Annotated in this window: 24 protein-coding genes; 16 read left to right on the top strand and 8 right to left on the bottom strand. The window is 50.2% G+C overall.

Annotation, left to right across the window (positions count from 1 at the left end):
• Positions 1–793: 793 nt before the first annotated feature.
• Both FJM74_RS19405 and FJM74_RS19400 read right to left on the bottom strand, forming a co-directional pair.
• Positions 794–1741: a TerC family protein gene (locus tag FJM74_RS19405; RefSeq protein WP_187264292.1), complete on the bottom strand. Its 948-nt coding sequence runs from the start codon at positions 1739–1741 to the stop codon at positions 794–796.
• A 133-nt stretch (positions 1742–1874) separates the two neighbouring features.
• Complete coding sequence (locus FJM74_RS19400; RefSeq protein WP_187264291.1) at positions 1875–2609, bottom strand: polyprenol monophosphomannose synthase; 735 nt, start codon at positions 2607–2609, stop codon at positions 1875–1877.
• 442 nt (positions 2610–3051) lie between these two features.
• Here FJM74_RS19400 and FJM74_RS19395 point away from each other — a divergent pair, with 442 nt between their 5' ends.
• On the top strand, positions 3052–3585 hold the full coding sequence (locus tag FJM74_RS19395) for a D-glycero-alpha-D-manno-heptose-1,7-bisphosphate 7-phosphatase (RefSeq protein WP_187264290.1): 534 nt from the start codon (positions 3052–3054) through the stop codon (positions 3583–3585).
• Between the two features lie 45 nt (positions 3586–3630).
• Here FJM74_RS19395 and FJM74_RS19390 read toward each other — a convergent pair whose 3' ends face one another.
• Entirely contained in the window at positions 3631–3801 is a 171-nt protein-coding gene (locus FJM74_RS19390) for a hypothetical protein (RefSeq protein ID WP_187264289.1), read from the bottom strand.
• An 89-nt stretch (positions 3802–3890) separates the two neighbouring features.
• On the bottom strand, positions 3891–5285 hold the full coding sequence (locus FJM74_RS19385; RefSeq protein WP_187264288.1) for a type III PLP-dependent enzyme domain-containing protein: 1395 nt from the start codon (positions 5283–5285) through the stop codon (positions 3891–3893).
• A 78-nt stretch (positions 5286–5363) separates the two neighbouring features.
• On the opposite strand from FJM74_RS19385, the gene FJM74_RS19380 reads away from it, so the two are divergent.
• The 15 genes from FJM74_RS19380 to FJM74_RS19310 all read left to right on the top strand — a co-directional run bounded on the left by FJM74_RS19380 (position 5364) and on the right by FJM74_RS19310 (position 23499).
• Positions 5364–6332: an arginase gene (locus FJM74_RS19380; protein ID WP_187264287.1), complete on the top strand. Its 969-nt coding sequence runs from the start codon at positions 5364–5366 to the stop codon at positions 6330–6332.
• A gap of 136 nt (positions 6333–6468) precedes the next feature.
• The gene (gene argS, locus FJM74_RS19375) at positions 6469–8259 is read left to right on the top strand and encodes an arginine--tRNA ligase (protein WP_187264286.1); all 1791 of its coding nucleotides are present in this window, start codon (positions 6469–6471) and stop codon (positions 8257–8259) included.
• A gap of 129 nt (positions 8260–8388) precedes the next feature.
• The gene (locus tag FJM74_RS19370; RefSeq protein WP_187264285.1) at positions 8389–8985 is read left to right on the top strand and encodes a glutathione peroxidase; all 597 of its coding nucleotides are present in this window, start codon (positions 8389–8391) and stop codon (positions 8983–8985) included.
• A gap of 149 nt (positions 8986–9134) precedes the next feature.
• Positions 9135–9941 carry a class I SAM-dependent methyltransferase gene (locus tag FJM74_RS19365; RefSeq protein ID WP_187264284.1) on the top strand — a complete coding sequence of 269 codons (807 nt, stop codon included), beginning with the start codon at positions 9135–9137 and terminating at the stop codon, positions 9939–9941.
• Positions 9942–10086: 145 nt separating this feature from the next.
• Positions 10087–11019, top strand: coding sequence for a 1,4-dihydroxy-2-naphthoate polyprenyltransferase (locus FJM74_RS19360; RefSeq protein WP_241739258.1), 933 nt, complete (start codon positions 10087–10089; stop codon positions 11017–11019).
• A gap of 278 nt (positions 11020–11297) precedes the next feature.
• A complete protein-coding gene (locus tag FJM74_RS19355; RefSeq protein ID WP_187264283.1) occupies positions 11298–11843 on the top strand; it encodes an REP-associated tyrosine transposase in 546 nt (181 codons plus the stop codon).
• A gap of 74 nt (positions 11844–11917) precedes the next feature.
• On the top strand, positions 11918–12298 hold the full coding sequence (locus tag FJM74_RS19350; RefSeq protein WP_187264282.1) for a hypothetical protein: 381 nt from the start codon (positions 11918–11920) through the stop codon (positions 12296–12298).
• Positions 12299–12593: 295 nt separating this feature from the next.
• Complete coding sequence (locus FJM74_RS19345; RefSeq protein ID WP_187264281.1) at positions 12594–13703, top strand: complex I subunit 1/NuoH family protein; 1110 nt, start codon at positions 12594–12596, stop codon at positions 13701–13703.
• Positions 13704–13788: 85 nt separating this feature from the next.
• Complete coding sequence (locus FJM74_RS19340; protein WP_187264280.1) at positions 13789–14397, top strand: 4Fe-4S binding protein; 609 nt, start codon at positions 13789–13791, stop codon at positions 14395–14397.
• A 174-nt stretch (positions 14398–14571) separates the two neighbouring features.
• Positions 14572–15087 (top strand): NADH-quinone oxidoreductase subunit J family protein, encoded by a 516-nt coding sequence (locus tag FJM74_RS19335; RefSeq protein WP_187264279.1) that lies wholly within the window; start codon positions 14572–14574, stop codon positions 15085–15087.
• Position 15088: 1 nt separating this feature from the next.
• The gene (gene nuoK, locus FJM74_RS19330; protein ID WP_187264278.1) at positions 15089–15397 is read left to right on the top strand and encodes an NADH-quinone oxidoreductase subunit NuoK; all 309 of its coding nucleotides are present in this window, start codon (positions 15089–15091) and stop codon (positions 15395–15397) included.
• A gap of 561 nt (positions 15398–15958) precedes the next feature.
• Positions 15959–18145: an NADH-quinone oxidoreductase subunit L gene (gene nuoL / locus FJM74_RS19325; RefSeq protein WP_241739257.1), complete on the top strand. Its 2187-nt coding sequence runs from the start codon at positions 15959–15961 to the stop codon at positions 18143–18145.
• Positions 18146–18334: 189 nt separating this feature from the next.
• Entirely contained in the window at positions 18335–20077 is a 1743-nt protein-coding gene (locus FJM74_RS19320; protein ID WP_187264277.1) for a complex I subunit 4 family protein, read from the top strand.
• A 1-nt stretch (position 20078) separates the two neighbouring features.
• On the top strand, positions 20079–21599 hold the full coding sequence (locus FJM74_RS19315) for an NADH-quinone oxidoreductase subunit N (protein WP_317175589.1): 1521 nt from the start codon (positions 20079–20081) through the stop codon (positions 21597–21599).
• Positions 21600–21606: 7 nt separating this feature from the next.
• Complete coding sequence (locus FJM74_RS19310; RefSeq protein WP_187264276.1) at positions 21607–23499, top strand: amidophosphoribosyltransferase; 1893 nt, start codon at positions 21607–21609, stop codon at positions 23497–23499.
• Positions 23500–24226: 727 nt separating this feature from the next.
• Here FJM74_RS19310 and FJM74_RS19305 read toward each other — a convergent pair.
• From FJM74_RS19305 to FJM74_RS19290, 4 genes are all read right to left on the bottom strand, one after another.
• Complete coding sequence (locus FJM74_RS19305) at positions 24227–24553, bottom strand: HesB/IscA family protein (protein ID WP_187264275.1); 327 nt, start codon at positions 24551–24553, stop codon at positions 24227–24229.
• 14 nt (positions 24554–24567) lie between these two features.
• Positions 24568–24906, bottom strand: a complete 339-nt coding sequence (locus FJM74_RS19300) for a hypothetical protein (protein ID WP_241739256.1) — start codon at positions 24904–24906, stop codon at positions 24568–24570.
• An 87-nt stretch (positions 24907–24993) separates the two neighbouring features.
• Positions 24994–25407: a Fe-S cluster assembly scaffold IscU gene (iscU, locus tag FJM74_RS19295; RefSeq protein WP_187264273.1), complete on the bottom strand. Its 414-nt coding sequence runs from the start codon at positions 25405–25407 to the stop codon at positions 24994–24996.
• 164 nt (positions 25408–25571) lie between these two features.
• Entirely contained in the window at positions 25572–26786 is a 1215-nt protein-coding gene (locus FJM74_RS19290; protein WP_187264272.1) for an IscS subfamily cysteine desulfurase, read from the bottom strand.
• Positions 26787–26788 lie beyond the last annotated feature (2 nt).

Raw genomic sequence — 26788 nt, 5'->3', positions numbered from 1 at the left:
CCCCGCTTGGGGCGGGGCTTTTCTGGTTTATCTTTCCATTATCATTAACGTAAAGCGTCAGCCATCAGCCCCCTTGGCGGGTGCAAATAGATTTAAGATTCTGGGCTTGTACGTTGACTAAAAACATTCTTCTTTGTGTTGAAATGATGTGTAAATGTAAAACAAAATATTTAATAAAACAAAATTTGTTATTTAAAATATTTTCAATGATAAAGCGATTTCGTTGTCATAAGTTATGTGTAAGCTGCCTTGTGTTTGAAAATGCGTAATAAAAGGCAGGTTTTGCTGCAAAATTATATTGTAAATAAGGGGCTGCCGTGTCTTTTTACAGCAGGCTGCTTGAGCAGCACAGGAGCAACTGCTTAACTTGTCCCATAACTTTTGTAAGCCTAAAGAAGGACGATCACCCCATTTTGTACGGCTATTGGCTCTTTCAGACAATAATGAAGCTGACTTTGAATTTAAAAGCATGATGCACGCAAGTTGGAAACCTGTCCTGTTTTTGGCCAAAAGCTGAAAGCCAGGAAGAAGATGAGATACGAAGAATCCTGTGCCTTCTGCCCTGCGTCTTGTGTCTTACAAAATGCCTCCGGAGGGACGATTTCATTCAAATAATTCATAGGCCGGTCCCCTCGCAACTTCGTTGTCTTACCCCCCGAAAAAACTAAAATGGAGGCACTTACAGCTCCGCCAGCATAATTTCCGGAACCCAAAGTACTTTCGTGAACCGGCTACGCCTACCGCAGGTCTCCCGTCTGCCTTTGAATGTGGCGAAGCACCAGTGGCTATGGCTTTAGACGATATCTGGTGGAGGGGGCAGCGAAGAGTCTTTTTTCGGGAACAGGAGCGAGGCTATGATCGAGATGGCCAGGATGCTGCCCACCGCCAGCAGGGCATAGCGCATGTCTATTTCAACTAAGTCGCTCAGGAGCAGCTTAACCCCGATAAAAACCAGAATCAGCGACAGGCCATAGTGCAGGTAATGGAACAGCTGCATAATACCGGCCAGCGCAAAATACAGTGCCCGAAGCCCCAGCAGGGCAAATACGTTGGAGGTGTATACAATAAACGGGTCTTTGGATATAGCCAGAATAGCCGGGATAGAGTCGGCAGCAAACACCACATCCGTACTTTCCACCATAATCAGTACCAGGAACATAGGCGTGGCGTATAGTTTGCCGTCTATTTTGACGAAAAACTTGCCATCTTCATTCTGCTTGGTGAACCGGAGCTTCTGGGTTATCCAGACAATAAGCGAGTTCTGCTCCGGGTGCAGCTCATTGTCGTCGTGGCTGAAGGCCATCTTAATGCCGGTGTACACCAGAAAGGCCCCTAATATATAAATGATGAAGTGGAACTTCGCGATCAGCGCCACACCTACCAGTATAAACAAGGCCCGTAATACCAGGGCTCCGATAATTCCCCAGAACAGTACTTTGTGCTGGTACATGAGCGGCACCTTGAAGTAGTTGAATATCAGGATAAATACAAATAAGTTGTCGACGCTCAGCGATTTCTCGATCAGGTAGGCGGTCAGGAACTCCAGGGCCGGGGCAGGCCCTTTCCAGAAGTAAATAACAGCATTGAAGCCAAGCGAAAGCAGTATCCAGAAAAGGCTCCAGAGCAGCGCCTCCTTGATTTTTACCTCATGTGCCTTTCTGTGAAAAACGAACAGGTCGAGCCCCAGAAGCAAAAGCACAAAGGCATTGAAAAGAACCCAAAAGAGAATCGAATTATCCATAATCGAGTCGAACTACTTATTTTTTATTTAAAGCAAAAAGTAAAGATACCGGAATAATTAGCGTAGTTGTACAGGTAGAAGCGATAAAATTTCGGGTGCGGCAAAAATTGTGGCGCGGCTGGCGGGCACAGGTTCAGTAACGGTCGAAATGGCGGAAAAAGCTCCTGATCTTCATTTTCAGAACACCCAGCACCGCCTCCTTAAAAATGCCCTTCGTCATCTTGGATTCGCCTTTGGTGCGGTCTGTAAAAATAATGGAAACCTCCTTTATCCTGAACCCATACTTATAAGCCAGGAACTTCATCTCTATCTGGAAGGCATAGCCCACAAAGCGTATCTTGTTCAGTCGTATGGTTTCGAGCACCTTGCGGCGGTAGCACTTAAAGCCGGCTGTGGTGTCGGCAATGGGCATGCCGGTTATGAGCCGCACGTATGAACTGGCAAAGTAAGACATCAGCACCCGGCTCATGGGCCAGTTGATCACGTTTACGCCCTGGCTGTAGCGGCTGCCTATGGCTACGTCGTAGCCTTCTACGGCGCATGCTTCGTAGAGGCGGATCAGGTCTTCGGGGTTGTGGGAGAAGTCGGCGTCCATCTCAAAAATGTATTCGTAGCCGTGGCGCAGGGCATACTTAAACCCGTGTATGTAGGCGGTGCCCAGGCCAAGTTTTCCCTGGCGGGTTTCCAGGTGCAGGCGCTCGGGGTACTCCTGCTGCAGGGCCCGCACAATGTCTGCCGTGCCGTCGGGGGAGTCATCGTCGATGATGAGCAGCTCAAACGGGTGCCTGAGTGACATCACCTTCCTGACCATCGCCTCAATGTTCTCGCGCTCGTTGTAGGTTGGAATTATCACCAGGGAGTCTTTCATGCTTCAAATATATAGCTAATTAATTATTTGGTGCCAGCACCACCCCCAATTTTATTTGGTTCCGGTACTAATCCTCAGGCTGGATTATTTGAATGAAAACAGCCTTCCAGCGGCAAAGAAGACACAGGACGCAGGACATAAGACGCAGGACCTTCTATAAAAATGGATAGTGAAAAATTGTGAGGTTATTGTGAAAAGCTGAATCCTTTCAAAGCCTGCTCCGGTCATTCATCTCCAGATCTTCTCATTTCCCAACCAACCATTTAACAATTTAGCCATTCAATAATCAACAACCGGCAACCAGTAATTATTCTAATGAAAAAGCCCTTCCGGAGCGTTTTGAGGTGGCACTGGCCTGTGGCTCGCATATAAATAATAAAACCGGCGGCGACAAGTTTTAAGTGGAAAGGCTATTTTTGTGCCTTAAACTGTAAAGCGTACTATGCAAAAACAAAAGTGTGTGTTTCTGGACCGCGATGGGGTACTGAACCGGGAGATGGGAGACTATACGTATCAACTGGATGCTTTTGAGGTGCTGCCGGGTGTGCCGGAGGCGCTCGAGCTGCTGAAAAAAGCGGGCTTCCTGCTGATAGTGGTTACCAACCAGGCCGGGATCGCCAAGGGCCTGTACACGCGGCACGAGGTGCTGGGTTGCCACCAGAAATTGCAGGAGAGCTGCAACGCCATCATCGATGCCATTTATTTTGCGCCGGGGCACCAGACCGTATCAGCCTCGCTGTCGCGGAAGCCGGATAGCCTGATGCTGGAGCGCGCCATGGCAAAGTACAATATAAATGCGGCCCAGTCGTGGATGGTGGGCGACACCCCCCGCGACATGGTGGCAGGCGAAAAGGCAGGCGTAAAAACTATACTGGTAGGCGAGCACCTGCCACCCGGCGAACACCCTTTGCAGGCCAGAGACTTGCTGGCCGCCGCCGCTATCATTCTGGAAAAAACAAAGAAACCGGCCCAATAAGCCGGTTTCTTCTGTTATATACAAACGTTTAACCTGTTCTGTCGGTTAACCGTTTATGTCGTCCGAAGCTGATGCCGGGGCAGTCGCAGATACTATAACTGTTTCAGGAGCTGCGTTCGTGTCTGGCTGTGCGCTGCCGTAAGCAGGGCAGTATGTTTTGCAGGAAGCCATACCCATGGCCAGGCACAAGGTGCCGTAAAGTACCAATTTTTTCATTTCAGTTAAAAGTTTAAAGACAAAGGCTTTTTCAAAAATAAGCTTTTTCCCTGCAACTACAAAACTATTACCTCTTTAAGCCAAAAGCTTTAGGCCTCGTAGCCCAAAATCTTCAGCATGGCCTCACTGGTCTGCTCAGGCGCAAATTGCCAGTCTACCAGTTCCCCGTTCTCATCACGGTCTATGATCACGTGCTGCGGAGCCGGTATGAGGCAATGCTTGATGCCGCCGTAACCGCTGAGCGACTCCTGGTAAGCACCCGTATGGAAGAAGCCAATGTATAGTGGCTGGTCCTTCGGAATTTTCGGTAAAAACACCTGAAACGAGTGCATCTCGGAGTTGTAATAATCCTGGCTGTCGCAGGTAATGCCGCCTAATTGGATCTTACGGTATTCTTTGTTCCAATGATTCACCGAGAGCAGCGGCCAGCGCTGGTTCAGGGCCCAGGCATCGGGCAGGTTGGTGATGAAGGAACCATCTATCATGTACCATAACTCTTTGTCGTTCTGAAGTTTGTGGTCCAGGATGGAGTAGATGTTAGCGCCGCTTTCGCCAACGGTAAATATGCCGAACTCTGTAAATATATTCGGTTCTTCCACGCCTTCCTCCTTGCAGATGCGCTTAATGGTGCGCAGAATTTCCTCTACCATGTAGCGGTAGTTGTAGTCTGCCTGGATGGAGGTCTTGATCGGGAAGCCGCCGCCAATATCGATGGTGTCGAGTTCGGGGCACACCTTTTTCAGCTCGCAGTACTTGTGCACAAAGCGGCTAAGCTCCGACCAATAGTACGAGGTGTCTTTTATGCCGGTGTTGATGAAGTAGTGCAGCATCTTGAGCTCAAACTTCGGATCGTCTTTGATCTTGGTCTGGTACAGCTCAATTACATCGTTGTAGCGGATGCCGAGGCGGGAGGTATAAAACTCGAACTTCGGCTCCTCGTCCGATGCCAGGCGCATGCCCACTTTGCACTTCTCCGTTATGTGCTCCTTGTAATACTCTATCTCGTCGAGGTTGTCCAGGATAGGCATGCAGTTCCGGAAGCCCTCGTTTACCAGCTCCGACAGCCAGTGTTTGTAACGCTCGCGCTTAAAGCCGTTGCACACAATGTAGGTGTCTTTGCTGATCTTGCCTCTCTTGTACAGTGCCCGCACAATCTGCATGTCGTAGCCCGAGGAGGTTTCGATGTGGATGTCGTTCTTCAGGGCCTCGTCGAGCACGAAAGAAAAGTGCGACGACTTGGTGCAGTAGCAGTAGGTGTAGCTGCCCCTGTAATCGAGTTTCTCCATCGACTCTTTAAAAAGCAGTTTTGCCTTCTGAATCTGAGAACTTATTTTAGGCAAGTATGTTAATTTAAGAGGAGTGCCGTATTTATGGATAATATCCATCAGCGGGATACCATTAAAATGCAACTCGTTATTCTCTACTTTGAATTCATCTGTCGGAAAATCAAACGTTTGATGAATAAGGTCGGTATATTTATCCATTAAGGTGTTATAGACTTTATGTAAACATGCAATATTGACTGTATTTTACAATTATTGCAAAAACTTTGTTCAAATTAAATGAAAAAAGTGAAGCTGATAGAAGTGAGATCAGAACTTGGGGCCGGCACCCGGGGGGCAGGCATGGGCATAGACGCCCTGAAAGTGGCCTGCCTCGACAAGCAATCAGACTTCTTTAAACGCTTCAACTCAATTGCCGTTCCCGACCTGAACTATACGCTGTTCGATAAAGATGTTTTCCCGACCGCCCACCACATCGACAGCATCCTATCTATTTTGAAAAGCGTGAGCAACACTGTGGCGCAGACACTGGAGTTCGGCATGTTCCCGCTCGTGCTGGCCGGCGACCACTCCAATGCGGCCGGCACCATAGCCGGCATCAAAAAAACTTACCCCGACAAAACCCTGGGCGTGATCTGGGTCGATGCCCACGCCGACATCCACTCGCCCTACACCACCCCCTCCGGCAACGTGCACGGCATGGCCCTGGCCATCGCCCTGAACGAAGACAACCTGGCATCCAAAAAAAATGACCCGGCGCCGGAGACCATCTTTTTCTGGGAGTCGCTGAAAAGAGTCGGTATAGATGGGCCGAAGCTAAAGCCGGAGCACCTGGTGTATATAGTGGTGCGCGACACCGAAGAAGAGGAAGATTACCTGATGCAAAAATACGGCATAAAGGATTTCGGCTACAAAGAGTTTAAGAACAAAGGAGCGGAACAGGTGGCCAGGGAGGCTCTGGAATTGCTGCGGGATTGCGACCTGATTTACGTGTCGTTTGATGTAGACAGCATGGACCCCAAATTCTCGCAAGGAACCGGCACGCCCGTGGAGGTGGGGCTAAGAGTAGACGAGGCAAGAGAGCTGTGTTGCCACCTGGTGCACGACCCGCGCGTGTGCTGCTACGAAATGGTAGAGATTAACCCTACGCTCGATACCGAAAACACCATGGCAGAAAATGCCTTCGACATCCTGGAAGCTACTACGGCCGCCATTCTGGACCGTGAGTCAAGGAGTGGGGCAGCCTGAATTATTCGAATCAAAAAAGCCCTCCGGGGGCTGATTGTTTTGCTGCTGCTCCTGCTGGTCCATATATTATAGCAGGCTTTTGAGAATAAGCGCTAAATTTGCAGCTTGAGCCGATAATTGAGATAGAAACATATTCATGCAATTACAACACACCATCAGCCAACGAATAAGCGAGGCGCTCCTGGCGCTGTTCCAGATTCCCGTTGACGCCTCTGAGATAAGCCTGCAGCCTACCCGCAAGGAATTTGCCGGCACCTACACTTTTGTTACTTTTCCCTACACCAAAAAAGCAGGCAAGGGGCCGGAGCAGATAGGGGAGGCCCTTGGCACGTACCTGAAAGAAAATGCTGCCGAAATCAAAGACTTCAACGTGGTAAAGGGTTTCCTGAACCTGGAAGTGCAGGACAAGGTGTGGCTGCAAATTCTGCGGCAGATCATGCAGGAGCCGGGTTTTGGCAAAGCCGCAGCATCGGGCAAAAACGTGATGGTAGAATATTCGTCGCCTAACACGAACAAGCCGCTGCACCTGGGCCACCTGCGCAACAACTTCCTGGGCTATGCAGTGTCTGAGATTCTGAAGGCGAATGGCCACGAGGTGCTCAAGGCCAACCTGGTAAACGACCGTGGCATCCACATCTGCAAGTCGATGCTGGCCTACCAGTACTTCGGCAACGGCGAAACACCGGAGAGCAGCGGCCTGAAAGGCGACCACCTGGTGGGTAAATATTACGTGCTGTTCGACAAAGCCTACAAAGAGCAGATAGACGAACTGGTGGCTCAGGGCACCGACAAAGAAGAAGCCAAGAAAAAGGCGCCGCTTATACTGGAGGCGCAGGCCATGCTGCAGAAGTGGGAGCAGGGCGATGAAGAAACCGTGTCGCTCTGGAAACAGATGAATACCTGGGTATACGCCGGCTTCGACGAGACTTACCGCAACATCGGCGTCGATTTCGATAAATACTATTATGAGTCCGAGACCTACACGCTGGGCAAGGAGCGGGTAGAGGAAGGGCTGCAGAAGGAAGTTTTCTTTAAAAAGGAAGACGGCTCCGTGTGGGTAGACCTGACGGACGATGGACTGGACCAGAAGCTGCTGCTCCGCTCCGACGGCACCTCTGTCTACATTACCCAGGACATGGGAACTGCCGAGCTAAAATACAACGACTTCCCCTACGACCAGTCGCTGTACGTGGTGGCCGATGAACAGAACTATCATTTCCAGGTGCTGAAGTCGGTGCTCCGGAAGCTGGGCAAGCCTTATGCCGAAGGCATTTACCACCTCTCGTATGGCATGGTCGATCTGCCGTCCGGAAAAATGAAATCGCGCGAAGGAACGGTGGTAGACGCCGACGAACTGGTAGCCGAAATGGTGGACACCGCCCGCCAGCAGACCGAGGAACTCGGCAAGATAGAAGGCTTCACGCCGGAGGAGGCGCAGCAACTCTACCACACCCTGGCCATGGGCGCGCTCAAGTACTTCCTGCTGAAGGTAGACCCGAAGAAACGCATGCTCTTTAACCCGCAGGAGTCTATCGATTTCCGGGGGCACACCGGGCCGTTCATTCAATACACCCACGCGCGTATCTCGGCCATTTTGCGCAAAGCCGCCGAGCTGGGCATTACCGTAGATGCGACCTCTTTTGCCGACCTGACCGAACTGCACGAAGCGGAGCAGGAGGTGATTACGCTGTTGGTAAACTATCCGGGCGTTGTGCAGGAGGCAGGTAACTTATATGCCCCTTCCATTATCGCGCAATACGCCTACGACCTGGCCAAAGCCTATAACCGTTTCTACCAGGAAATTTCTATCTTTAACGAGACCGATGCGCAGGCTCGTAGCTTCCGGATCGCACTTTCGGCCATGGTGGCTAGGTTTGTACGTGAAAGCATGAACCTGCTGGGCATAGAAGTACCGGAGCGCATGTAGCACCAACTGACTTCGCAGCGTGCACACACCTATCACGTAGTATGTCGAGGGCTCCTGCGAGTGTATGGGAGAAAACATTTTTACCGGAATCAGGTTTGAAGTACAGGTAAGACCTAACTAAATATTCAGATGAGAAAGAAACTTTTTTCAATCGTATGGCTGGCAATTGCCTTTTTTGGCGTTGCCTGCACACCTTCAACTAAATCTCCTGATAAGAAGCAAGATATGGAAGCAACAGCACAAACAGAAGCGCAAAAGCAGGACGGCTTTTATGGCTTCACCATGACCACCCTCGACGGCAAAGAGGTTGATTTTTCGGAGTACAAAGGCAAAAAGGTGATGCTGGTGAACACAGCATCCGAGTGCGGCTACACCAAGCAGTACGCCGACCTGCAGCAACTGCACGAGCAGCACGGCGAGGACGTGGTGATCCTGGGCTTTCCGGCCAATAACTTTGGCGGCCAGGAGCCCGGCTCTAACGAAGAGATAGCTTCTTTCTGCGAGAAGAACTATGGTGTTAATTTCCGGATGTTCGAAAAGATTTCAGTAGTTGGTGAAGATCAACATCCGCTATATGCCTGGCTGGAGCAAAACTCCCCGGGCCAGGAAAAACCAACCTGGAACTTCTGTAAGTACCTGGTAGACGAAAACGGAAAAATAGTGGCCTTCTATCCATCTAAAGTAAAACCAACCGACGAAGTGGTGCTGGCTGCGATTAAAAAGTAAGACACAAGACGGAACATAGTTTGACTCATTCTGCACCTGTCGAGAAATCTATTTCTTACTGTTCGGGTTCTTACTTTTGGTACGAGATAGTTTCCTCGACAAGCCCGGAATGACCAAAAAAGTCTTACGTACTGTGTCCTCCATCAAATATGGATGACCTGAGCTACATCGAGGTAAACAGGCAGTTCTGGAATAGCAGAACCGATTATCATGTGCAGTCGGAATTCTATGACCTGGAAGGATTTCTGAAAGGGAAAAGCTCTTTGAATGATATAGAGTTGAACCTGCTGGGCGACCTGACCGGGAAATCGGTGCTGCACCTGCAGTGCCACTTCGGGCAGGATACGCTATCGTTGGGAAGATTAGGTGCAGCTGTAACCGGCGTAGACTTGTCTGACAGAGCAATAGAAAAAGCCAGAGAACTTGCTGCCCAGACTGGCGTAGCAGCCGAGTTTGTTTGCTGCGACATTTACGAGCTGCCACAGCACCTCCACAGGCAGTTTGATATTGTCTTTACCAGTTACGGCACCATCGGCTGGCTCCCTGACCTGGCTAAGTGGGCAAAGGTAGTTTCAACCTTTCTGAAGCCAAACGGCAGGTTGGTGATGGCAGAGTTTCATCCGGTGGTGTGGATGTTCGACAATGATTTCAGTAAAATCGGCTACAGCTACTTTAACACCGGTGCCATCGTGGAAACAGAAACCGGCACCTATGCCGACAGGAACGCGCCTATTACGCAGGAGTCAGTGTCGTGGAACCACAGCATCAGCGACGTATTGGGCAGCCTGATCCGGAATGGACTCGAGATTAACGCTTTTGAAGAATACGACTATTCGCCCTACAACTGCTTTAGCCACACCGAAGCGTTTGAGCAGAAGAAATTTCGTGTCAGGCACCTCGGAAATAGAATCCCGATGGTGTATGCGCTGGCAGCCACAAAGAAGGAAAGCTTATAAAAATGCGAGCATCCAATTCTTCAGCAGCAAGAGCAGCAGGTCCGGAGGGGCAAAACGATTAGAATAATTAGTTGAGGAGAGTTTAATAAGATAGTTTACCGAAACATTCACTCAACTACTCAATCACTCATTCAAAATTAATAAGTTGAACAATACACATCAAACAACCCAGAATCCAGGTCTGCTGAAGGCCTGGATTTCGGCTTTTAGGCCTCGAACGCTACCCCTGGCGCTGTCCTGCATCGGGATGGGCAGTTTTATGGCTGCGGCTAACGGCGTTTTTGACGGTACTATTATTGCGCTATGCGTGCTCACCACGCTGTTCCTGCAGATCCTTTCGAACCTCGCCAACGACTACGGCGACTCTAAGCACGGGGCAGACAGCGTGCACCGTGAAGGTCCTAAGCGGGCGGTACAGGCGGGCCATATTACGGCCGAGCACATGAAAAAAGGCATGCTGGTGTTTAGCCTGCTCTCGCTGCTGTCGGGTTTGCTGCTGCTGTGGGTGGCCTTTGGTACGGACGGGCTGCTGCTGGCGCTGCTGTTCCTGGTGCTGGGTTTGGCTGCTATCTGGGCGGCTATTAATTACACGGCAGGCGCAAAACCCTACGGCTATGCCGGCCTCGGCGACATCTCCGTTTTCGTGTTCTTCGGGCTGGTGGGGGTGCTGGGCACTTACTTTCTGCAGGCGCAGGAATTTAACCCGCTGGTGTTGTTGCCTGCCCTGGTTTGCGGCTTCTTCTCTACAGCGGTACTTAACGTCAACAACATCCGCGACATCAATTCCGATAAACTGGCAGGCAAGTTCTCTGTTCCCGTTCGCCTCGGCCCGAAACGTGCCCGCATTTACCATATCATTTTATTAGCTGCTGGCGTGGCAAGTGCTGTACTATATGTGGCGCTGAATTTCTATTCTGCGTGGCAATTCCTGTTTGTGCTGGCCCTGCCGCTGGTGTTGGTAAATGGTGTAAATGTGTGGCGCAAGCAAACTTCCGCTGCATTAGACCCTTACCTGAAGCAAATGGCTATGGCCACGCTGGCGTTTGTGCTGCTGTTTGGGCTGGGGCAGGTGGTGTAGGAGGAGAAGCACAAACCTCACAGCGTCTACAAGACCTGTGAGTGTTTTGGCGGTGCAAAGTTGAAACTTAATGTATTTTGAACTTCTTGATTTAAATTATATTCAGGTGTAGTTGAAAACTACACCTAGAGAGGGTAGTAAAATTAAATTGTGGAAAATATCTTGGTGAAGTTTTTCAATACTAGCAAGAACCTTTTCTAGGTGTAGTTTTCAACTACACCTAAGTATTAATATCTTTTTAAGATTTACAAAATTTCTAAATATTCCTATCTTCCACTATGGGATCAGCCTATCAGATACAAAATCAGGAAGCGGTGTATTTCTGCACCTTTCAGGTAGTAGGCTGGGTGGATATATTCACAAGGAAAGAATACCGTGACATTATCTTGCAGAGCTTTAGCTGGTGCCGGGAGCAAAAAGAGCTGGAACTATTTGCTTACGTGATCATGAGCAACCATGTGCATGTGGTGGTGAGGAGCAAAACAGGTAATTTGTCCGACACAATCCGCGACCTCAAAAAGTTTACAGCCAAGAAAATACTAGGATTAGCATTAACCAGCAGCCAGGAGAGTAGGAGGGATTGGATGAAGGTGGTTTTTGCCTATCATGCCAAGTATAATAAGCGAGCAGGAGAAATTCAGTTCTGGACGCACGAAAATCACGCAGTGGAACTTAGTAGCAATACTATGATCGATAGTCGGATTCAATATATTCATCAGAACCCGGTGCGGGCTGGCCTGGTGGAAAAAGCGGAAGATTATTTGTACAGCAGTGCGAGAAACTACGCTGGTTTAGCGGGCTTAATCGAAGTAGATGATATTTAGGTGTAGTTGAAAACTACACCTAGAAAGAGCAAGACTGGTTTATTACCTTGCAAACAAATCAATATACTTGAAACATGTTGAGTAGTAAACAGAAGAAGTGGATACTAAATAAGCTCATACCAGGTATTATATTCTTTGGTACTCTTATAGTGGTAGGTTATATTGCATGGAGGAGGAATAATCTTTTAGAAGAATATCCCCGTTATACAATAGGTACTACAACTGAAACGTATTGGACTTCAGCCTCTGGTAAAAAACTTCGCTATAAATATAAAGTTGGAGGCAAAATTTATACTGGTTCAAATCACTATGAGGATAAAACTCAGGTGCCAGCCAGATATTTTGTGTGGTTCAGTGAAGTAGATCCTGAAGTTGCTAGAATATTGCAAGACAAACCTGTTCCGGATACTATAAAGGTTGCTCCGCCAGATGGCTGGAAGAAGCTGCCTCTCTAGATAAGCAGCTTACAATTACACAACTTACTAACTGCTTAGAATAAGATTCTCTCGTTTTCCCTCTCTAGGTGTAGTTTTCAACTACACCTTACTATCAACAGCCCAAAGAAGTATTCTAAAGTTTAGGACCTTTGCCTAAACTTTAGAATACCATCACTTAATCAATTTATTCCAATAAAAACAGCCTTCCAAAGCTATTAGCTCCTGCCGCTGCACATCAATGCAGTAGCAAAGAATTAGCACTTTAGCGCATTACAAACTACCTTTGTTCTTACAACCAAACGCTGACCTCAACATGGCCTTATTAGCTTTTGTGCTCACCATTTCGCTTATGCTGCTTATTGTAATAGTGGTGGTGTATGCCGAGCGCAAAGTGGCGGCCTTTATGCAGGACCGACTGGGGCCAACAGAGGCGGGGCCTTATGGCACGCTACAGCCTTTGCTCGATGTGCTCAAGCTGTTGCAGAAAGAAGACATCATTCCGGCCGCCGCCGACAAAAAAATGTTTGCTGTAGCGCCTATCCTTATTTTTGCGGCTGTGTTTGCCGGGTTTGCTGTTATTCCGCTGTCGCCATCGCTGGTGCCGGCGGGTGTTGGCATTGGCGTTTTTTACCTGCTGGCCATTATCTCTTTAGATGTGATTGGGCTGCTGATGGCAGGCTGGGGCTCTAATAACAAATATGCCATGCTGGGTGCCATGCGCTCGGTGGCGCAGATCGTTTCGTATGAGATTCCGGCTGGTCTGGCCTTGCTGTCGGTGGTGATGATCTGCCAGTCGCTCGATTTTCAGGAGATCAGTTACCAGCAGGGCGTGCTCATGAACCTATTTCCGGGGCTGGAGCAGGAGCAGAACTGGCTCTTTGGCCTGAAGGCGCTGGGCTTCGAAACCACCACGGTCGGCGGCCTCACGACCTGGAATATCTTCCGGGCACCCATCTTGCTGGTGGCCTTTGTCATTTACTTTATCGCCTCGCTGGCTGAGTGTAACCGCGCACCATTCGATATTCCGGAGGCAGAGTCGGAGCTGGTGGCAGGTTTTCACGTAGAATATTCAGGGTTCCGGTTTGCCACGTTCTTTCTGGCCGAATACGCCATGATGGTGTTGGTATGCCTGGTAGCCGTAATTTTGTTTCTGGGAAGCTGGAACACGCCCCTGCCGAACTTTGGCCCGCTCGCCCTGGCCAACTGGACCACCGGAACACCGGGCGGCATGGCCAGTGTGCTGTGGGGTGGTTTCTGGCTGATCTCTAAAACGCTGGTGCTGCTGTTTGTGCAGCTCTGGGCCCGCTGGACCTATCCGCGCCTGCGCGTAGACCAGCTCATGCACCTCTGCTGGAAAGTGCTCACGCCTATTGCCATTGGCCTTGTGCTGCTGGCCGGTATCTGGCGTTTGCTGATGGTTTAATTTTAGACACAAGATCAAAGACCTATGCTTTGGGAAGGAAACAATAGAAGCAATAGTAAGATCTTAGTTTGGCGCACATATAATTATGGATAAATCTGTTGTGAAACATAAAGTCGGTTTCTGGGATGTAGTGAAGTCGCTGGTGAGTGGGGCAAAGCTTACCTTGCAGCATTTTCTGCATGCCGACAAACGCCGCAAGCCGATGTATATCAGCGACGAAAACTACTTTGAGCAGCAGGAGGGGCTGGTAACGCTCACATACCCCTACGAGGCCCTCCCTGTGCCTGATAAAGGCCGCTACCGCCTGCACAACGAGATCGACGACTGCATTGTCTGTGACCTCTGCGCCAAAATCTGCCCTGTCAACTGCATCACCATCGAATCGGTGAAAGCCACGGAAGACATTGGAGTAACCTCAGACGGTACCAAAAAGCGCCTCTACGCCCCAACCTTCGATATCGACATGGCCAAGTGCTGCTACTGCGGCCTCTGCACCACCGTTTGCCCCACCGATTGCCTCACCATGACTCCTGTGTACGACTTCCCGGAAGTAGATATCAAAAACATGGTCTACCACTTTACCGACCTTACACCGGAGCAGGCAGACGAAAAGAAGCAACTCCTGGAGAAGCAGCAGGAGGAAATGGCAGCGGCCAAGGCTGCTGCACTGGCGGCCAGAAAGCAGCAGGGGTAGGTTTCGGACCCAGGTATCAGGACATAAGACACAAGACACAAGACTTTATCCTTATATTAGATTGATGAAAGTGAATATACAGAAATGAGTAACTGGTTTTAACCCATAAGCAGAAAGGGCATCAACAAGAAATGAATCTTGAGTCCTGCTACTTGTGTCTTAAAAAAATAAGAAATGCTTTTTTACCTTTTTGCCGCACTGGCCACTATTTCCGGCGCTTACATGGTGCTGACGCGCAATCTACTGTATGCTGCTTTCGCGCTGCTGCTGACATTGCTGAGTGTGGCCGGCATTTTCGTACTGCTGTTCGCCGACTTTCTGGCTGTTATTCAGCTCATGGTATATGTGGGTGGGGTACTGGTGCTGATCTTGTTTGGTATCATGCTCAGCAGCCGCGTGAAAGACAAATCAGTTCTGTCGGAGAATGTGAATACCGGTTGGGGAATAGCAGTGGCTGGCTTGCTGCTGCTTGGCCTTAGTTACACCATCTTGCAGACAAACTATGTCAGCCTCCCTTGGATAGAGGCCGCTGACACCGATCTGCTGGGAGCCCAGAAAAGCACGGTGCAGGCCATAGGCATTAAGCTGATGACAGACGTGGTGCTGCCATTTGAATTAGCTTCGCTGCTGTTGCTGATCGCCCTGATGGGCTCAGCCTACATCGCCACCGACAAACCAACGAAACTGTAATATGGAGCAGATACCATTAGAGCACATCCTGCTGTTGAGTGCAGTGCTTTTCAGCCTGGGCATTCTGGCCGTTATTACCAAGCGCCATGCCGTGGTGGTGCTCATGGGCATCGAACTGATCTTTAATGCAGCTAACCTGAACCTGGTAGCCTTCAGTCGCTACGACCCTGAACTGATGCAGGGGCAGCTGTTCTCTCTTTTTGTAATTGTAGTAGCAGCGGCGGAGTCTGCAGTGGCGCTGGCTATTGTGCTTCGGGTCTATCAGCATTTCAAGACAGCCAACCTGAACCAGGTAATAGGGGAGGAGTAGAGGGGGAACTATAACAACCTGCTGTCGGATTATTCTAATGAAATTGGCCTTCCAAAGCTTTTTAGCTTGGTTTTGGCTCAAGGGTACGACAATTTTCCGGATAAGGTGAAAACTCTTTAAAGCTAAGGCTGCAGGTTACGCATTCTCTTCCGCCGCTGGTGCGAGCTGGTAGCTCGTACGTTTTCTTATTTTAGGCAACAGCATGTAAAGCATCAACACTTCATAACCTGATGTTGCCCAATTCGAATGTTCAAGTATGATGAAAGTACGAGCTACCAGCTCGCACCAGTGAACAATGCGCCGCATTATGTCTTGAATTTATGCCTACAAGATGAGCTTCCGGCGGCACGGCTGCCCCTGTTTTTCCGTAAACTCAGCCTCAGTTAATATCTTCCCGAGTTTGTGCCCTCGTATTTCTCTCCGCCTTCGGCAGAACATCTTAAAAATGTGTTATTAAAAGCGCAATATCCTTACCTTTGCCCCTTCGTTGCAGGCAATAAGTGAGTCATACATCTTTTTTGCGCTGCAAAGACTGAAATCGTTAACCTGTCGAACTAGAACTTGGAGCTTTCCACGCTTATAGCGCCCCTGGCTGGCACTCCCGAAACAAAGCTTGCGCTGGCAGTATTGTTGCTGCCCCTGCTTGCGTTTCTGGGCCTTTTCTTTTTCGGCAAGCGACTCCCCCGGCAGGGCGACTGGCTCGGAATAGCCTGTACAGCACTCGCTCTTGGCCTGTCGGTGTGGCTCTTTACCACCACCTGGAACAATGCCACGTTCCACAGCCGATGGGTTTGGTTTAGCCTCCCGACCGGCAGCGGCACCCTCTCCGATTTCACGGCAGGCATTCTGCTCGATAACCTCACGGTGCTGATGCTCGTCATCGTCACCTTCATTTCTGCCCTGGTACAGCTTTTTTCGGTAGGGTACATGCACGGCGACCCAGGCTATAGCCGCTATTACGCTTTTCTGGGGCTGTTTACGTTCAGTATGCTCGGCATTGTGCTCGTAGACAACCTGTTGCTGCTGTTCATGTTCTGGGAACTGGTAGGCTTTTCATCTTACCTGCTCATTGGCTTCTGGTTCGAAAGGCCTGCGGCCGTGGCAGCCAACAAAAAGGCGTTCCTGGTAAACAGGGTCGGCGATATTGGTTTGCTGCTCGGGCTGTTCTTTTTCTACACCTGCTTCCGCACCTTCGACCTGGAGGCGCTTCGTGCGCTCATTCACGAAGGCAACTGGATCAATGGAAATTTTATTTCTTCATTTTCGCTGAACGGACAGCCCTGGGACCTGGAACTGAACCCACTTTGGCTCACGCTGGCAGGTTTAGGCCTGTTCATGGGGTGTGTGGGCAAGTCGGCGCAGTTCCCGCTGCAGGTCTGGCTTCCCGATGCCATGCAGGGGCCTACGCCCGTGTCGTCGCTGATACACGCGGCAACCATGGTGGCCGCGGGTGTTTACCTGCTGGCCAGGTGCTACGCCTTCTACACCGTAGATGCCCTGACTGTCATCGCGGTTGTAGGGGCCATCACGGCGCTGTTGGGTGCCATTGCCGCCCTTACACAAAACGATATCAAAGCTGTGCTGGCCTTTTCTACCATTTCGCAGCTCGGCTATATGGTGATGGGCATGGGCACTGGGGCACACGATGCCTCGCTTTTCCACCTGGCCACCCACGCCTTCTTTAAAGCAGCCCTTTTCCTGAATGCTGGAATTATTATACATGCCATGCACCGTGGCTTGCACCATGCACACCTGCCGGAGCATCCAGATCCGCAGGATATTCGCAACATGGGCGGTTTGCGCAAAGTCATGCCCTTCACTTTTTATGCTTATTTAGTAGCTGCGGCAGCCTTGGTTGGCCTCCCCTTGTTCTCCGGATTCTTGTCGAAAGATGCGATTCTGGCAGGAAGCTGGGCTTGGGCGCAAACCATGAGTGCCAACGGCAACGCACTTTATTTCCTGGTGCCGGCCATCGGGTTTGCGGTGGTGTTGCTCACGGCTTACTACATGGGGCGGCACCTGTGGCTGATGTTCTTTGGGGATTTCCGGCTGCCGTTTGAGGTGAAGTCGATCCGTTTTTCGGCTGGCAGAGAGGTAGAGCTGGTGATGCTGGTACCGGTGGTGCTGCTGGCGGTGCTGTCGCTGGGAGTGTTCTTTTCGCTTAACCCCTTGGATTTTGCCGGAAGCTGGCTGCTGCAGGGGCTGAACCTGCACTTGCTTGCCGCTGATGCCCGGCCGCTGGCCGATGGCCTTTTGCAGGCAGTGGTGGAGCAGGACAAAGCCAACCACGTGGCACATGTGCTGTTTGCCGTGCTGGCGGTGGCGCTTGGAGTGTCAGGAGGTGGCTATGCCATGATCAAGTACCGCAACAAAACCAGGGAGATGCTGCTGCAGGAGCAGCCGCAGAGCACCTTTGGCAAACTCTCCTACCATCATTTTTACCTGGACCAGCTGTACTACAAGGCCTTTGTGAAACCTGCCACAGTACTTGCACGCGGCCTGTACCGAACCGATAAGCGGGTAATTGATTACCTGCTGAACAATGGAAGCATTATTCTGGTGGTACTGGCCAAAATGATAGCTTGGTTCGATCGGCTGGCAGTGGATGGCATGGTGTGGCTGGTCGGGGCACTGTCGCGGTTGACGGGTAGTTTCGGGAGGAACCTGCAGAACGGCAAGGTGCAATCGTACTTCGCTTATTCTCTTTTCGGATTTATTTTGATAATACTATACATTGTCCTGAAATGATAGCTAATTTTGCGGCTTGAAAAACGGGGTGAAGCGAACAAGGATAGGAGCGGGGCCAAAGGGCATGTGTGCCGATTACCCGCTGGTAGGGCAATTTCATTCAAATAATCTGAATCTGGACAACCAGTATAACAAAGTTTTGGGTCTTCCAAGCAATCAACAAGAATCTGTTAACAATTCACCTACTGGATGAATCTGATTTTAACTAGCTTAATTTTTACCCCTCTTCTGGCGGCGCTGGTCGTGTTGATGCTGCCGGTGCGCCAGCAAAAGCCAATTAAGGCGGTGGCGCTGCTGGGCTCCCTGGTGCAACTGGGGCTGGCAGTGTGGCTTTACCTGCGCTTTGATGGCGGTGCCTTTGCAAACGGGCAGACCGGCTACCAGTTTGTGGAGAAGCTCCGCTGGATTGGATTCTCGCTCGGCAACCTGGGGCGCTTTCAAATTGAGTATTTCGTGGGGGTAGATGGCATTAGTGTGGGCATGGTGCTGCTTACGGGCATTGTCGGGGTAATCGGTGTGATCTCTTCCTGGACTATCGAAAAAAATGTAAAAGGCTATTTTCTGCTTTACCTGCTGCTGCTCACCAGCGTGATGGGCTGTTTCCTGGCCCTGGATTTCTTCCTATTCTACCTGTTCTTCGAGTTTATGCTGCTGCCCATGTACTTCCTGATCGGGATCTGGGGCGGACCCAAGCGCGAATATGCTGCCATCAAGTTCTTTATCTATACGCTGGTCGGGTCGCTGTTCATCCTGATCGTAATGATCGGGCTGTATACTTCAGTTATCGATCCGCAGGCAACGGCCTGGCAACTAAAGCTGGTGCAGGACGGCCTGCCAGCCGGCGAAGAAGTTATAGCAAGGGTACAGCAAATGCTGCAGGACAACGCCCTTCATGCCTCCGACATGGTGCGCACGTTTAGCATCCCGGCCATGATGAATGCCGCCAACTTTGTGCCCGACAGTTTGCTGCATTCGCTTTCCGATTATCAGCTCTGGAACCTGCCGCTCCGCTTTATCGCCTTCCTGCTGCTTTTTGCGGGCTTTGCCATTAAGGTGCCGGTGGTGCCGGTGCATACCTGGCTACCCGATGCCCACGTAGAGGCTCCAACGCCAATTTCTGTGCTGCTGGCTGCCATATTGCTAAAAGTGGGCGGCTACGGACTTATCCGGATTGTGTATCCCATTTTCCCGGATGGCGCAGCCTATTTCTCGGTGCTGGTGGGCGGCCTGGGTGTGTTCTCTATTATTTATGGTGCCCTGTGTGCGCTTGCCATGAACGACCTGAAAAAGCTGATCGCTTATTCATCGGTGTCGCATATGGGTTTTGTGCTGCTGGGGCTGGCCTCGCTCACGACCGAAGGCGTGAACGGTGCCATTTACATGATGTTCAGCCACGGCCTTATCTCCGCCATGCTCTTCCTGGTGGTGGGGGTGATCTACGATCGGGTGCATAACCGGATGATTCAGAATTTCAGAGGAATTGCCAACAAAATGCCGGCTTATACCACGTTTGTGGTTATCGCTTTCTTTGCTTCGTTAGGTTTGCCTGGGTTCTCGGGTTTTATTGCGGAACTACTGGTGCTGGTGGGTGGTTTCAGTGCCCCCGAGGCCACCGGCCTGTTGCCACGTTGGCTCACCGTAGTGGCCGTTTTTGGCTTGTTGCTGGCGGCAGCTTATTACCTGTGGGCACTGCAGCGTATGTTCTTTGGCAAGTTCTGGATTTTTCCGGATCTGCGCCCGAAGGCTGTCATAACGGACCTGAACTCCAGAGAATACCTGATGCTGGTGCCGCTGGCGCTGCTGGCGCTGCTTTTCGGTATTTTCCCGCACCTGCTGCTCGACAAAATTGGCATGGCGGTAGCCGGATTTACGGAACTGGTGCTGCAAAACGGGCAGGAGCAACTGAACATTATTTCATCATCGATTTTTTAACGTGTACGTGGAGGAGCAGGGAGTATTCTTAACAGAATCTATTAATGCCATATTAGAGGGAGCAGGTTCTTTGCTGCCCGAACTGATGCTGGCGTTCTTCTTCCTGCTGCTCGTTACTCTCGATCTGTTCAAGTCGCCTGCCATTAAGAGGCTGCTGCCCTGGCTGGCGCTCACGGCCTTCTTCGCTTCGCTGCTTACGCAAGTACTGGGTGGCTACACCACCACAAGTGTGCAGTTCCTGAACCTGCTGCGCTCCGATGGGCTGGCGCGCTATGCCGGCATTCTGTTTAGTGCGGCCGGCATTTTTACGATTCTGCTCTCGCTCCAGAACCGGCAGCTTGAAAACAGGCAGCAGGGGCAGGGGGAGTATTACGCTTTTTTACTGATGCTGGTGCTGGGGCTGAACCTGATGGCCAAGTCCATCAACCTGCTCATGGTGTTCCTGGCCATTGAACTTGTTTCTATCGCTTCCTACATACTCACGCTCACGCTGAAAGAGAAAGGGCGCGCCATAGAGGCAGGCCTGAAGTACATTCTGTACGGTACCCTTTCGGCAGGGGTGATGCTGTACGGTATGTCGTTCTTCTATGGCCTTACCGGTTCCCTCGACTATACCTCCGGCGATTTCTGGTTTACGCTGCTGCAGGCCAACCCTCTGATGGTGACGGTGGCGGCGGTGCTGCTGTTCGCGGGTTTCTTCTTTAAAATTTCGGCTGCTCCTTTCCATTTCTGGACCCCAGATGTATACCAGGGTGCGCCCATGCCTGTGGTGGCGCTGTTCTCAACCGGGCCTAAAATGGCAGGTATTGTGGTCATCCTGCGCTTTGTGGCTGCTTTTTCGGATCCGGGTATCTCAGTGTCAGTGGCTGATGTGCAGTTGTTTCTGGGGCTGGCGGCATTGACAACGCTGGCCATAGGCAATTTTACGGCGATCTGGCAAAGGACCCCGCGCCGGCTGATGGCCTATTCCTCTATCTCGCACGCTGGTTTCCTGCTGGCGGGCTTGCTGGCTTTCGGGACCGGCTACACCAACAGTATTCTGTTTTACCTCACGGTGCTGCTGTTTATGAACTTTGGCGTATTCCTGTTTCTGCAGATGGCTGAAGACGACTTTAGGATGGAGCGGATGGCAGACTTCGCAGGGCTGGGCCGGGCATACCCTTACCTGGGGGTAATGGCCTTGCTTTATTTTCTTTCGCTCACAGGGTTGCCGCCATTGGCAGGTTTTATGGGGAAATTACTCGTTTTCTCCAATCTCTGGGAGAGTTATAGTCTAAGCCAGGACAAGCTTTTGCTGGCCTTGCTGGTGGTGGGTATCTTACTTACAGGGGTGGCATTATTCTATTATATCAAGATACCTTTTTACCTTTTCTTCAAAGGGAATTATACGCACAAAAATTTAGTTATTTCACTGTCGGATAAGTTGCTGCTGGCTCTCTTTGCTTTGCCACTGCTGGTTTTCTTTTTTAAGCCGGACCTGCTGCTGAACTGGATTGAGAAACTGCTGACAACAGTACGTTAAAGATAATATGAGCGATTCTATTAAGCACGAGTGTGGTATTGCCCTAATCAGGCTCAGAAAACCAATTGAATATTACGCCGAAAAGTATGGGACGCCCCTGTACGGCATAAACAAGTTGTACCTGCTCATGCAGAAGCAGCATAACCGGGGGCAGGATGGTGCAGGAGTTGCCAGTATCAAAATTAACGCAATGCCTGGCATTGAGTACATCAGCCGTTTCCGTTCTGTTAAGACCCGTGCCATCGACAATATCTTTAAGAAGATTGGGCAGGAATACTCGGAGCTGGAGGAGAAACAGCCGGACCGTGTGAAAGATGTGAGCTGGGTGTGGGAGAATATGCCTTTCCTGGGCGATGTGTACCTGGGCCACCTGCGCTACGGCACGCATGGCATCAACAACGTGGACAGCTGCCACCCGATGGTGCGCGAGAACAACTGGCGCAGCCGAAGCCTGGCCGTGGCCGGCAATTTCAATATGACCAACGTGGATGAGCAGTTCCAGAAGCTGATCGACCTTGGCCAGCACCCGAAACACAAATCAGACACCATTACAGTGCTCGAGAAGATCGGCCATTTCCTGGATGAGGAAAACCAGCGGCAGTTCGACATGCACAAAGCTAAGGATCATACAAACCAGGAGATTACCCAGCTCATAGAGCAGCATCTGGACATGCAGCGTGTGCTCAAGCGCTCCTGCCGCGACTTCGACGGCGGCTATGCCATGGCTGGCCTGACTGGCTACGGCGCCTCTTTTGTAGTGCGCGATCCACACGGTATCCGCCCTGCCTATTATTATATGGATGATGAAGTGGTGGTGGTAGCCTCGGAAAAGCCAGCCATTAAAACTGCTTTCGATATTGATTACAGCGAAATAAAGGAAATTACTCCCGGTTCTGCCCTTATCATCGACAAATCCGGAGAAGTGGGCCTAAAAGAAATTCTGCCACAGCTCGAAAAGACTTCCTGCAGCTTTGAGCGCATCTACTTCTCCAGAGGCAATGACCCTGAGATTTACACGGAACGCAAGAATATGGGTAAACTGCTTTGCCCTCAGATTCTGGAAGCAATCAATTACGACCTCAAAAATACGGTGTTCTCGTATATCCCAAACACAGCCGAAACTTCGTGGATCGGCATGATGAAGGGCATTGAAAGCTACTTGCGCGATTATCGTAAGAAGGCTATTCTGAACCAGAAGCTGACGGAAGAACAGCTAGACGAGATTCTGCAGTTTAAGCCCCGCGCCGAGAAACTGGTGATTAAGGATGCCAAGCTGCGCACCTTTATCAGCGACAACGACAGCCGTGACGACCTGGTGACGCACGTGTACGACACGACGTACGAGGTAGTGAAGAAAGGGATTGATACCATTGTGGTGCTCGACGACTCGATTGTGCGCGGAACCACGCTGGAGAAAAGTATCATCCGGATGCTCGACAAGCTGGAGCCCAAAAAGATCATTATCGTGTCGTGCGCCCCGCAAATCCGCTACCCCGATTGCTATGGCATCGACATGTCCAGAGTAAAAGAGTTTGTGGCGTTCAGAGCTATGCTGGAGCTTGTAAAAGAGTCAGGCGTGGACAGAGTGAAGGAGGTGTATCAGAAGTGTGTGGCAGCCGCCGGAACGCCTGCGTTCAGCCAGACTAATTTTGTGCAGGAGCTTTATGAGCCTTTCACCGCTGAACAGATCTCGGCAAAAGTGTCTGAGATTGTAAGGGCAGCCGAAGTAAAGGCAGAAGTTCAGGTAATCTATCAGACAATTGACGATTTGCACCAGGCTTGCCCTAACCATACCGGCGACTGGTACTTTACCGGAAACTACCCGACCCCGGGCGGTATTAAAGTGGTGAACCGCGCTTTTATGAACTTTGTGGAGAACAAAGCCGGCAGAGCTTACTAAGTGTTGAATCTTGAATGAGTGATTTGTCTTGAGCTTGCTCAGTTAACCACAGAAAAACAATGTTAGGAGAGGGTGCTCGTGAGAGTGCCCTCTTTTTATTTGGCGATGGCGCCAATTATTCTAATGGAAATGGCCCTTAGGAGTTCTTTTAGCTGCTGCTGCACAACTAAGCCTTATTTAAAGATTAATGAAACGAAACAGCAGCAGGAGTAGCAGAGCCTCCGGAGGGGCAAAATCATTCAAATAATTAAACCTCGCCGTGTGCGCAGCTCCTGCGAGTGTTTTGCCTACCATGCCGCAAGTTTAGGCGTAGCCGTAACTTGTGGTAACCATTAGGGCAAGTTTTTAAATTGCGTGAATTATAATATTGGCAATTTAAGTACCGTGTATATATTCTCTCCCATGTCAGTTGTCTGCGCAAACATTCGGCTACAGCGGAAGGTAAAGGTAAAAACGAATTATTTATGCAGCAGCACCATAACCTATTTACGATACTATCAAAAGCGAAAGAAGCGATGGACTACGCAAGTTGAAAACTTGCTATCATGGAAAAGCCACAAGTTACGGCTGCGCCTAAACTTGCGGCATGCAGGAATTATTTGAATGAAAATGGCCCTCCCGTAGCTTTATAGCAGCTGCTGCTGCACATCCTTACTTATTACAAAAAGCGAGCGGGCACCTGTTACTGGTGCCCGCTCGCTTTTAATAATTTAGTTGGAGTTTTTCGCTACACGGAGAAGCTGTCGCCGCAGCCGCAGGTACGGCTGGCGTTCGGGTTGTTGAAGTAGAAGCCTTTGCCGTTCAGGCCGTCAGAGAAATCGAGTTCTGTGCCAGCCAGGTACAGGAAGCTTTTCATGTCCACCACAACCTTTACACCCTTGTCTTCAAACTCCTGATCCATTGGTTTTACCTCGTCATCGAAGTCGAGGTTATAGGACAGGCCGGAGCAGCCACCGCCTGCCACAGAAGCGCGCAAGCGGAATGTGTCGTCGAGCTGCGCATCCTGCTTCAGCTTTATGACTTTCTCTTTTGCTTTGTCTGATACTGTTATCATACTACATTTATCGTCTAAGAGACTGGGTTGAGCACGATGCTGAAAACCGTGATCGTGTTCATGTCTCGGCCAAAATAAAGTTTATCGAGTGCTTCGTACATGTGGCGGGCCCTGAAGTAAGAGGTGTTCAGCTCTTTGTCGTTTCGGGCCATCCACTGTATCGTATACGAACTCTCCTGGTCGCGGTAACGCTGCACATAAGCCAGCATTTTGCGCAGCGCATCCAGCCGGTCGTAGCCTGTTTCGGAATGAAGCAGGAACGATTGGCTGTGGCGCGGGTTCACTGTGATCAGGTCTAAGCGGGTTTTATGGTCGATCAGCCTGAATTCAAAAAGCAGATTGCCACCACTCATTCCTAAGTGGTTTTCAATCTGCTTTTGAAGGCGCACACTCTCTAGATGTACATCAGTTGTTGACTCCATCTGTGAGTTGCTGTGCTATTAGTGATGTGAACCAGCCAGCTCTAACGCCGGAAGACCATTTTTTACACGGTAATCGTTGATCGCAGATTTGATCGCGTCTTCGGCCAGAACAGAGCAGTGAATTTTTACAGGCGGTAAGGCCAGTTCTTCCACAATGGCCATGTTATCGATGGTCATGGCCTCATCTACTGATTTGCCTTTCAGCCACTCGGTTGCCAGCGAAGAAGAGGCGATGGCAGAACCACAACCAAAGGTTTTGAACTTCGCGTCTGTGATGATCTGGTTCTCGTCTACTTCAATCTGAAGGCGCATTACGTCGCCGCACTCAGGGGCACCTACTAAACCGGTTCCAACGTTTGCTTTTGCTTTGTCCAGCGTACCTACGTTACGTGGGTTGCTGTAATGATCGATTACTTTATCTGAATAAGCCATAGCTCTGTTTTTTTTAATTAAAAATTATAAATTCAAAATTAGAAATTAATCTAATGTAGATCTTTTCTTAAAGTTCAAAATTAAAAACCAGAATTGAATTATTATAGATGATGGTTCTAAAGAACCCTTACCATAATTTCTAATTTTTAATTTTGAATTAAATCCTAGTGTTCCGCCCACTCAATAGAGTTAAGGTCGATTCCTTCTTTAAACATTTCCCACAGCGGAGACATATCACGCAGTTTTGCAACAGCCTCTTTTACGTGGTTAATGGCAAAGTCTATCTCTTCGTCGGTAGTGAAGCGGCTCAGGCCGAATCGTAGCGAAGAGTGTGCCAGGTCGTCGCTTAATCCTAATGCTTTTAACACATAAGAAGGTTCCAATGAAGCCGATGTACAGGCCGATCCGGAAGAAACAGCTAGGTCTTTTACACCCATCATCAGGCCTTCGCCTTCTACATATTTGAAAGAGATATTGCTTACGTGTGGCAGACGGTGCTCACGCGAGCCGTTTACATAAGACTCCTCAATGGTGAGCAGCTCTTTTTCCAGGCGATCGCGCATGGCTGAGATACGGGCTGTGTCGGAAGCCATGTCCTGCCTGGCCAGTTCGCAGGCTTTGCCCAGGCCAACTATGCCGGGAACGTTCAGCGTGCCGGAACGCATGCCGCGCTCGTGGCCACCACCGTCCATCTGGGCGGTTACTTTAACCCGTGGGTTTTTACGGCGCACATACAGGGCACCAACGCCTTTAGGTCCGTACATTTTGTGGGCAGAGAAAGCCATCAGGTCAATGCCATCCGATTCAACATCTACAGGTATTTTACCAACTGCCTGCGTGGCGTCTGTAAAGAAAAGGATACCGTGCTTCTTGGCGATCCTGGATATTTCGCGAACCGGCTGAATAACACCTACTTCGTTGTTGGCATACATCAGGGAAATCAGGATCGTTTTGTCGGTAATGGCATCCTCTAGCTGCTGCAGATCGATAAGGCCTTCGCTATCTACCTGAAGGTAGGTAACTTTTCCGCCCTGCTTCTCGATGTGCTTGCAGGTGTCCAGCACCGCTTTATGCTCTGTGGTAGCTGTAATAATATGGTTGCCCTTAGAAGCGTACATCTCAAACACGCCTTTAATAGCCAGGTTGTCTGACTCAGTGGCTCCGGAAGTAAAGATAATTTCCTTTGGAGAGCAGTTGATAAGCGCGGCAATTTGATCACGGGCATAGTCAACGGCCTCTTCGGCTTGCCAGCCAAAGGCGTGGTTACGGGAGGCCGCATTTCCGAACATTTTAGTCATGTACGGCAGCATGGCATCCAGTACACGCGGATCGAGTGGTGTAGTGGCGTTGTTATCGAGGTATATAGGAAGTGTTAGCATAG

This window comes from Pontibacter beigongshangensis, from assembly GCF_014332515.1.
In the GTDB taxonomy this organism is placed as follows: Bacteria; Bacteroidota; Bacteroidia; order Cytophagales; family Hymenobacteraceae; genus Pontibacter; species Pontibacter beigongshangensis.
The sequence above is the reverse complement of the archived record's forward strand: the minus strand, read 5'-3'. Positions and strand labels throughout refer to the sequence as shown.

What these genes read in the sequence shown, in the direction of transcription:
- FJM74_RS19405 (WP_187264292.1), bottom strand. Translation starts at nt 1,741, where the DNA reads ATGGATAATTCGATTCTCTTTTGGGTTCTTTTCAATGCCTTTGTGCTT.
- FJM74_RS19400 (WP_187264291.1), bottom strand. Translation starts at nt 2,609, where the DNA reads ATGAAAGACTCCCTGGTGATAATTCCAACCTACAACGAGCGCGAGAAC.
- FJM74_RS19395 (WP_187264290.1), top strand. Translation starts at nt 3,052, where the DNA reads ATGCAAAAACAAAAGTGTGTGTTTCTGGACCGCGATGGGGTACTGAAC.
- FJM74_RS19390 (WP_187264289.1), bottom strand. Translation starts at nt 3,801, where the DNA reads ATGAAAAAATTGGTACTTTACGGCACCTTGTGCCTGGCCATGGGTATG.
- FJM74_RS19385 (WP_187264288.1), bottom strand. Translation starts at nt 5,285, where the DNA reads ATGGATAAATATACCGACCTTATTCATCAAACGTTTGATTTTCCGACA.
- FJM74_RS19380 (WP_187264287.1), top strand. Translation starts at nt 5,364, where the DNA reads ATGAAAAAAGTGAAGCTGATAGAAGTGAGATCAGAACTTGGGGCCGGC.
- argS (WP_187264286.1), top strand. Translation starts at nt 6,469, where the DNA reads ATGCAATTACAACACACCATCAGCCAACGAATAAGCGAGGCGCTCCTG.
- FJM74_RS19370 (WP_187264285.1), top strand. Translation starts at nt 8,389, where the DNA reads ATGAGAAAGAAACTTTTTTCAATCGTATGGCTGGCAATTGCCTTTTTT.
- FJM74_RS19365 (WP_187264284.1), top strand. Translation starts at nt 9,135, where the DNA reads ATGGATGACCTGAGCTACATCGAGGTAAACAGGCAGTTCTGGAATAGC.
- FJM74_RS19355 (WP_187264283.1), top strand. Translation starts at nt 11,298, where the DNA reads ATGGGATCAGCCTATCAGATACAAAATCAGGAAGCGGTGTATTTCTGC.
- FJM74_RS19350 (WP_187264282.1), top strand. Translation starts at nt 11,918, where the DNA reads ATGTTGAGTAGTAAACAGAAGAAGTGGATACTAAATAAGCTCATACCA.
- FJM74_RS19345 (WP_187264281.1), top strand. Translation starts at nt 12,594, where the DNA reads ATGGCCTTATTAGCTTTTGTGCTCACCATTTCGCTTATGCTGCTTATT.
- FJM74_RS19340 (WP_187264280.1), top strand. Translation starts at nt 13,789, where the DNA reads ATGGATAAATCTGTTGTGAAACATAAAGTCGGTTTCTGGGATGTAGTG.
- FJM74_RS19335 (WP_187264279.1), top strand. Translation starts at nt 14,572, where the DNA reads ATGCTTTTTTACCTTTTTGCCGCACTGGCCACTATTTCCGGCGCTTAC.
- nuoK (WP_187264278.1), top strand. Translation starts at nt 15,089, where the DNA reads ATGGAGCAGATACCATTAGAGCACATCCTGCTGTTGAGTGCAGTGCTT.
- FJM74_RS19320 (WP_187264277.1), top strand. Translation starts at nt 18,335, where the DNA reads ATGAATCTGATTTTAACTAGCTTAATTTTTACCCCTCTTCTGGCGGCG.
- FJM74_RS19310 (WP_187264276.1), top strand. Translation starts at nt 21,607, where the DNA reads ATGAGCGATTCTATTAAGCACGAGTGTGGTATTGCCCTAATCAGGCTC.
- FJM74_RS19305 (WP_187264275.1), bottom strand. Translation starts at nt 24,553, where the DNA reads ATGATAACAGTATCAGACAAAGCAAAAGAGAAAGTCATAAAGCTGAAG.
- FJM74_RS19300 (WP_241739256.1), bottom strand. Translation starts at nt 24,906, where the DNA reads ATGAGTGGTGGCAATCTGCTTTTTGAATTCAGGCTGATCGACCATAAA.
- iscU (WP_187264273.1), bottom strand. Translation starts at nt 25,407, where the DNA reads ATGGCTTATTCAGATAAAGTAATCGATCATTACAGCAACCCACGTAAC.
- FJM74_RS19290 (WP_187264272.1), bottom strand. Translation starts at nt 26,786, where the DNA reads ATGCTAACACTTCCTATATACCTCGATAACAACGCCACTACACCACTC.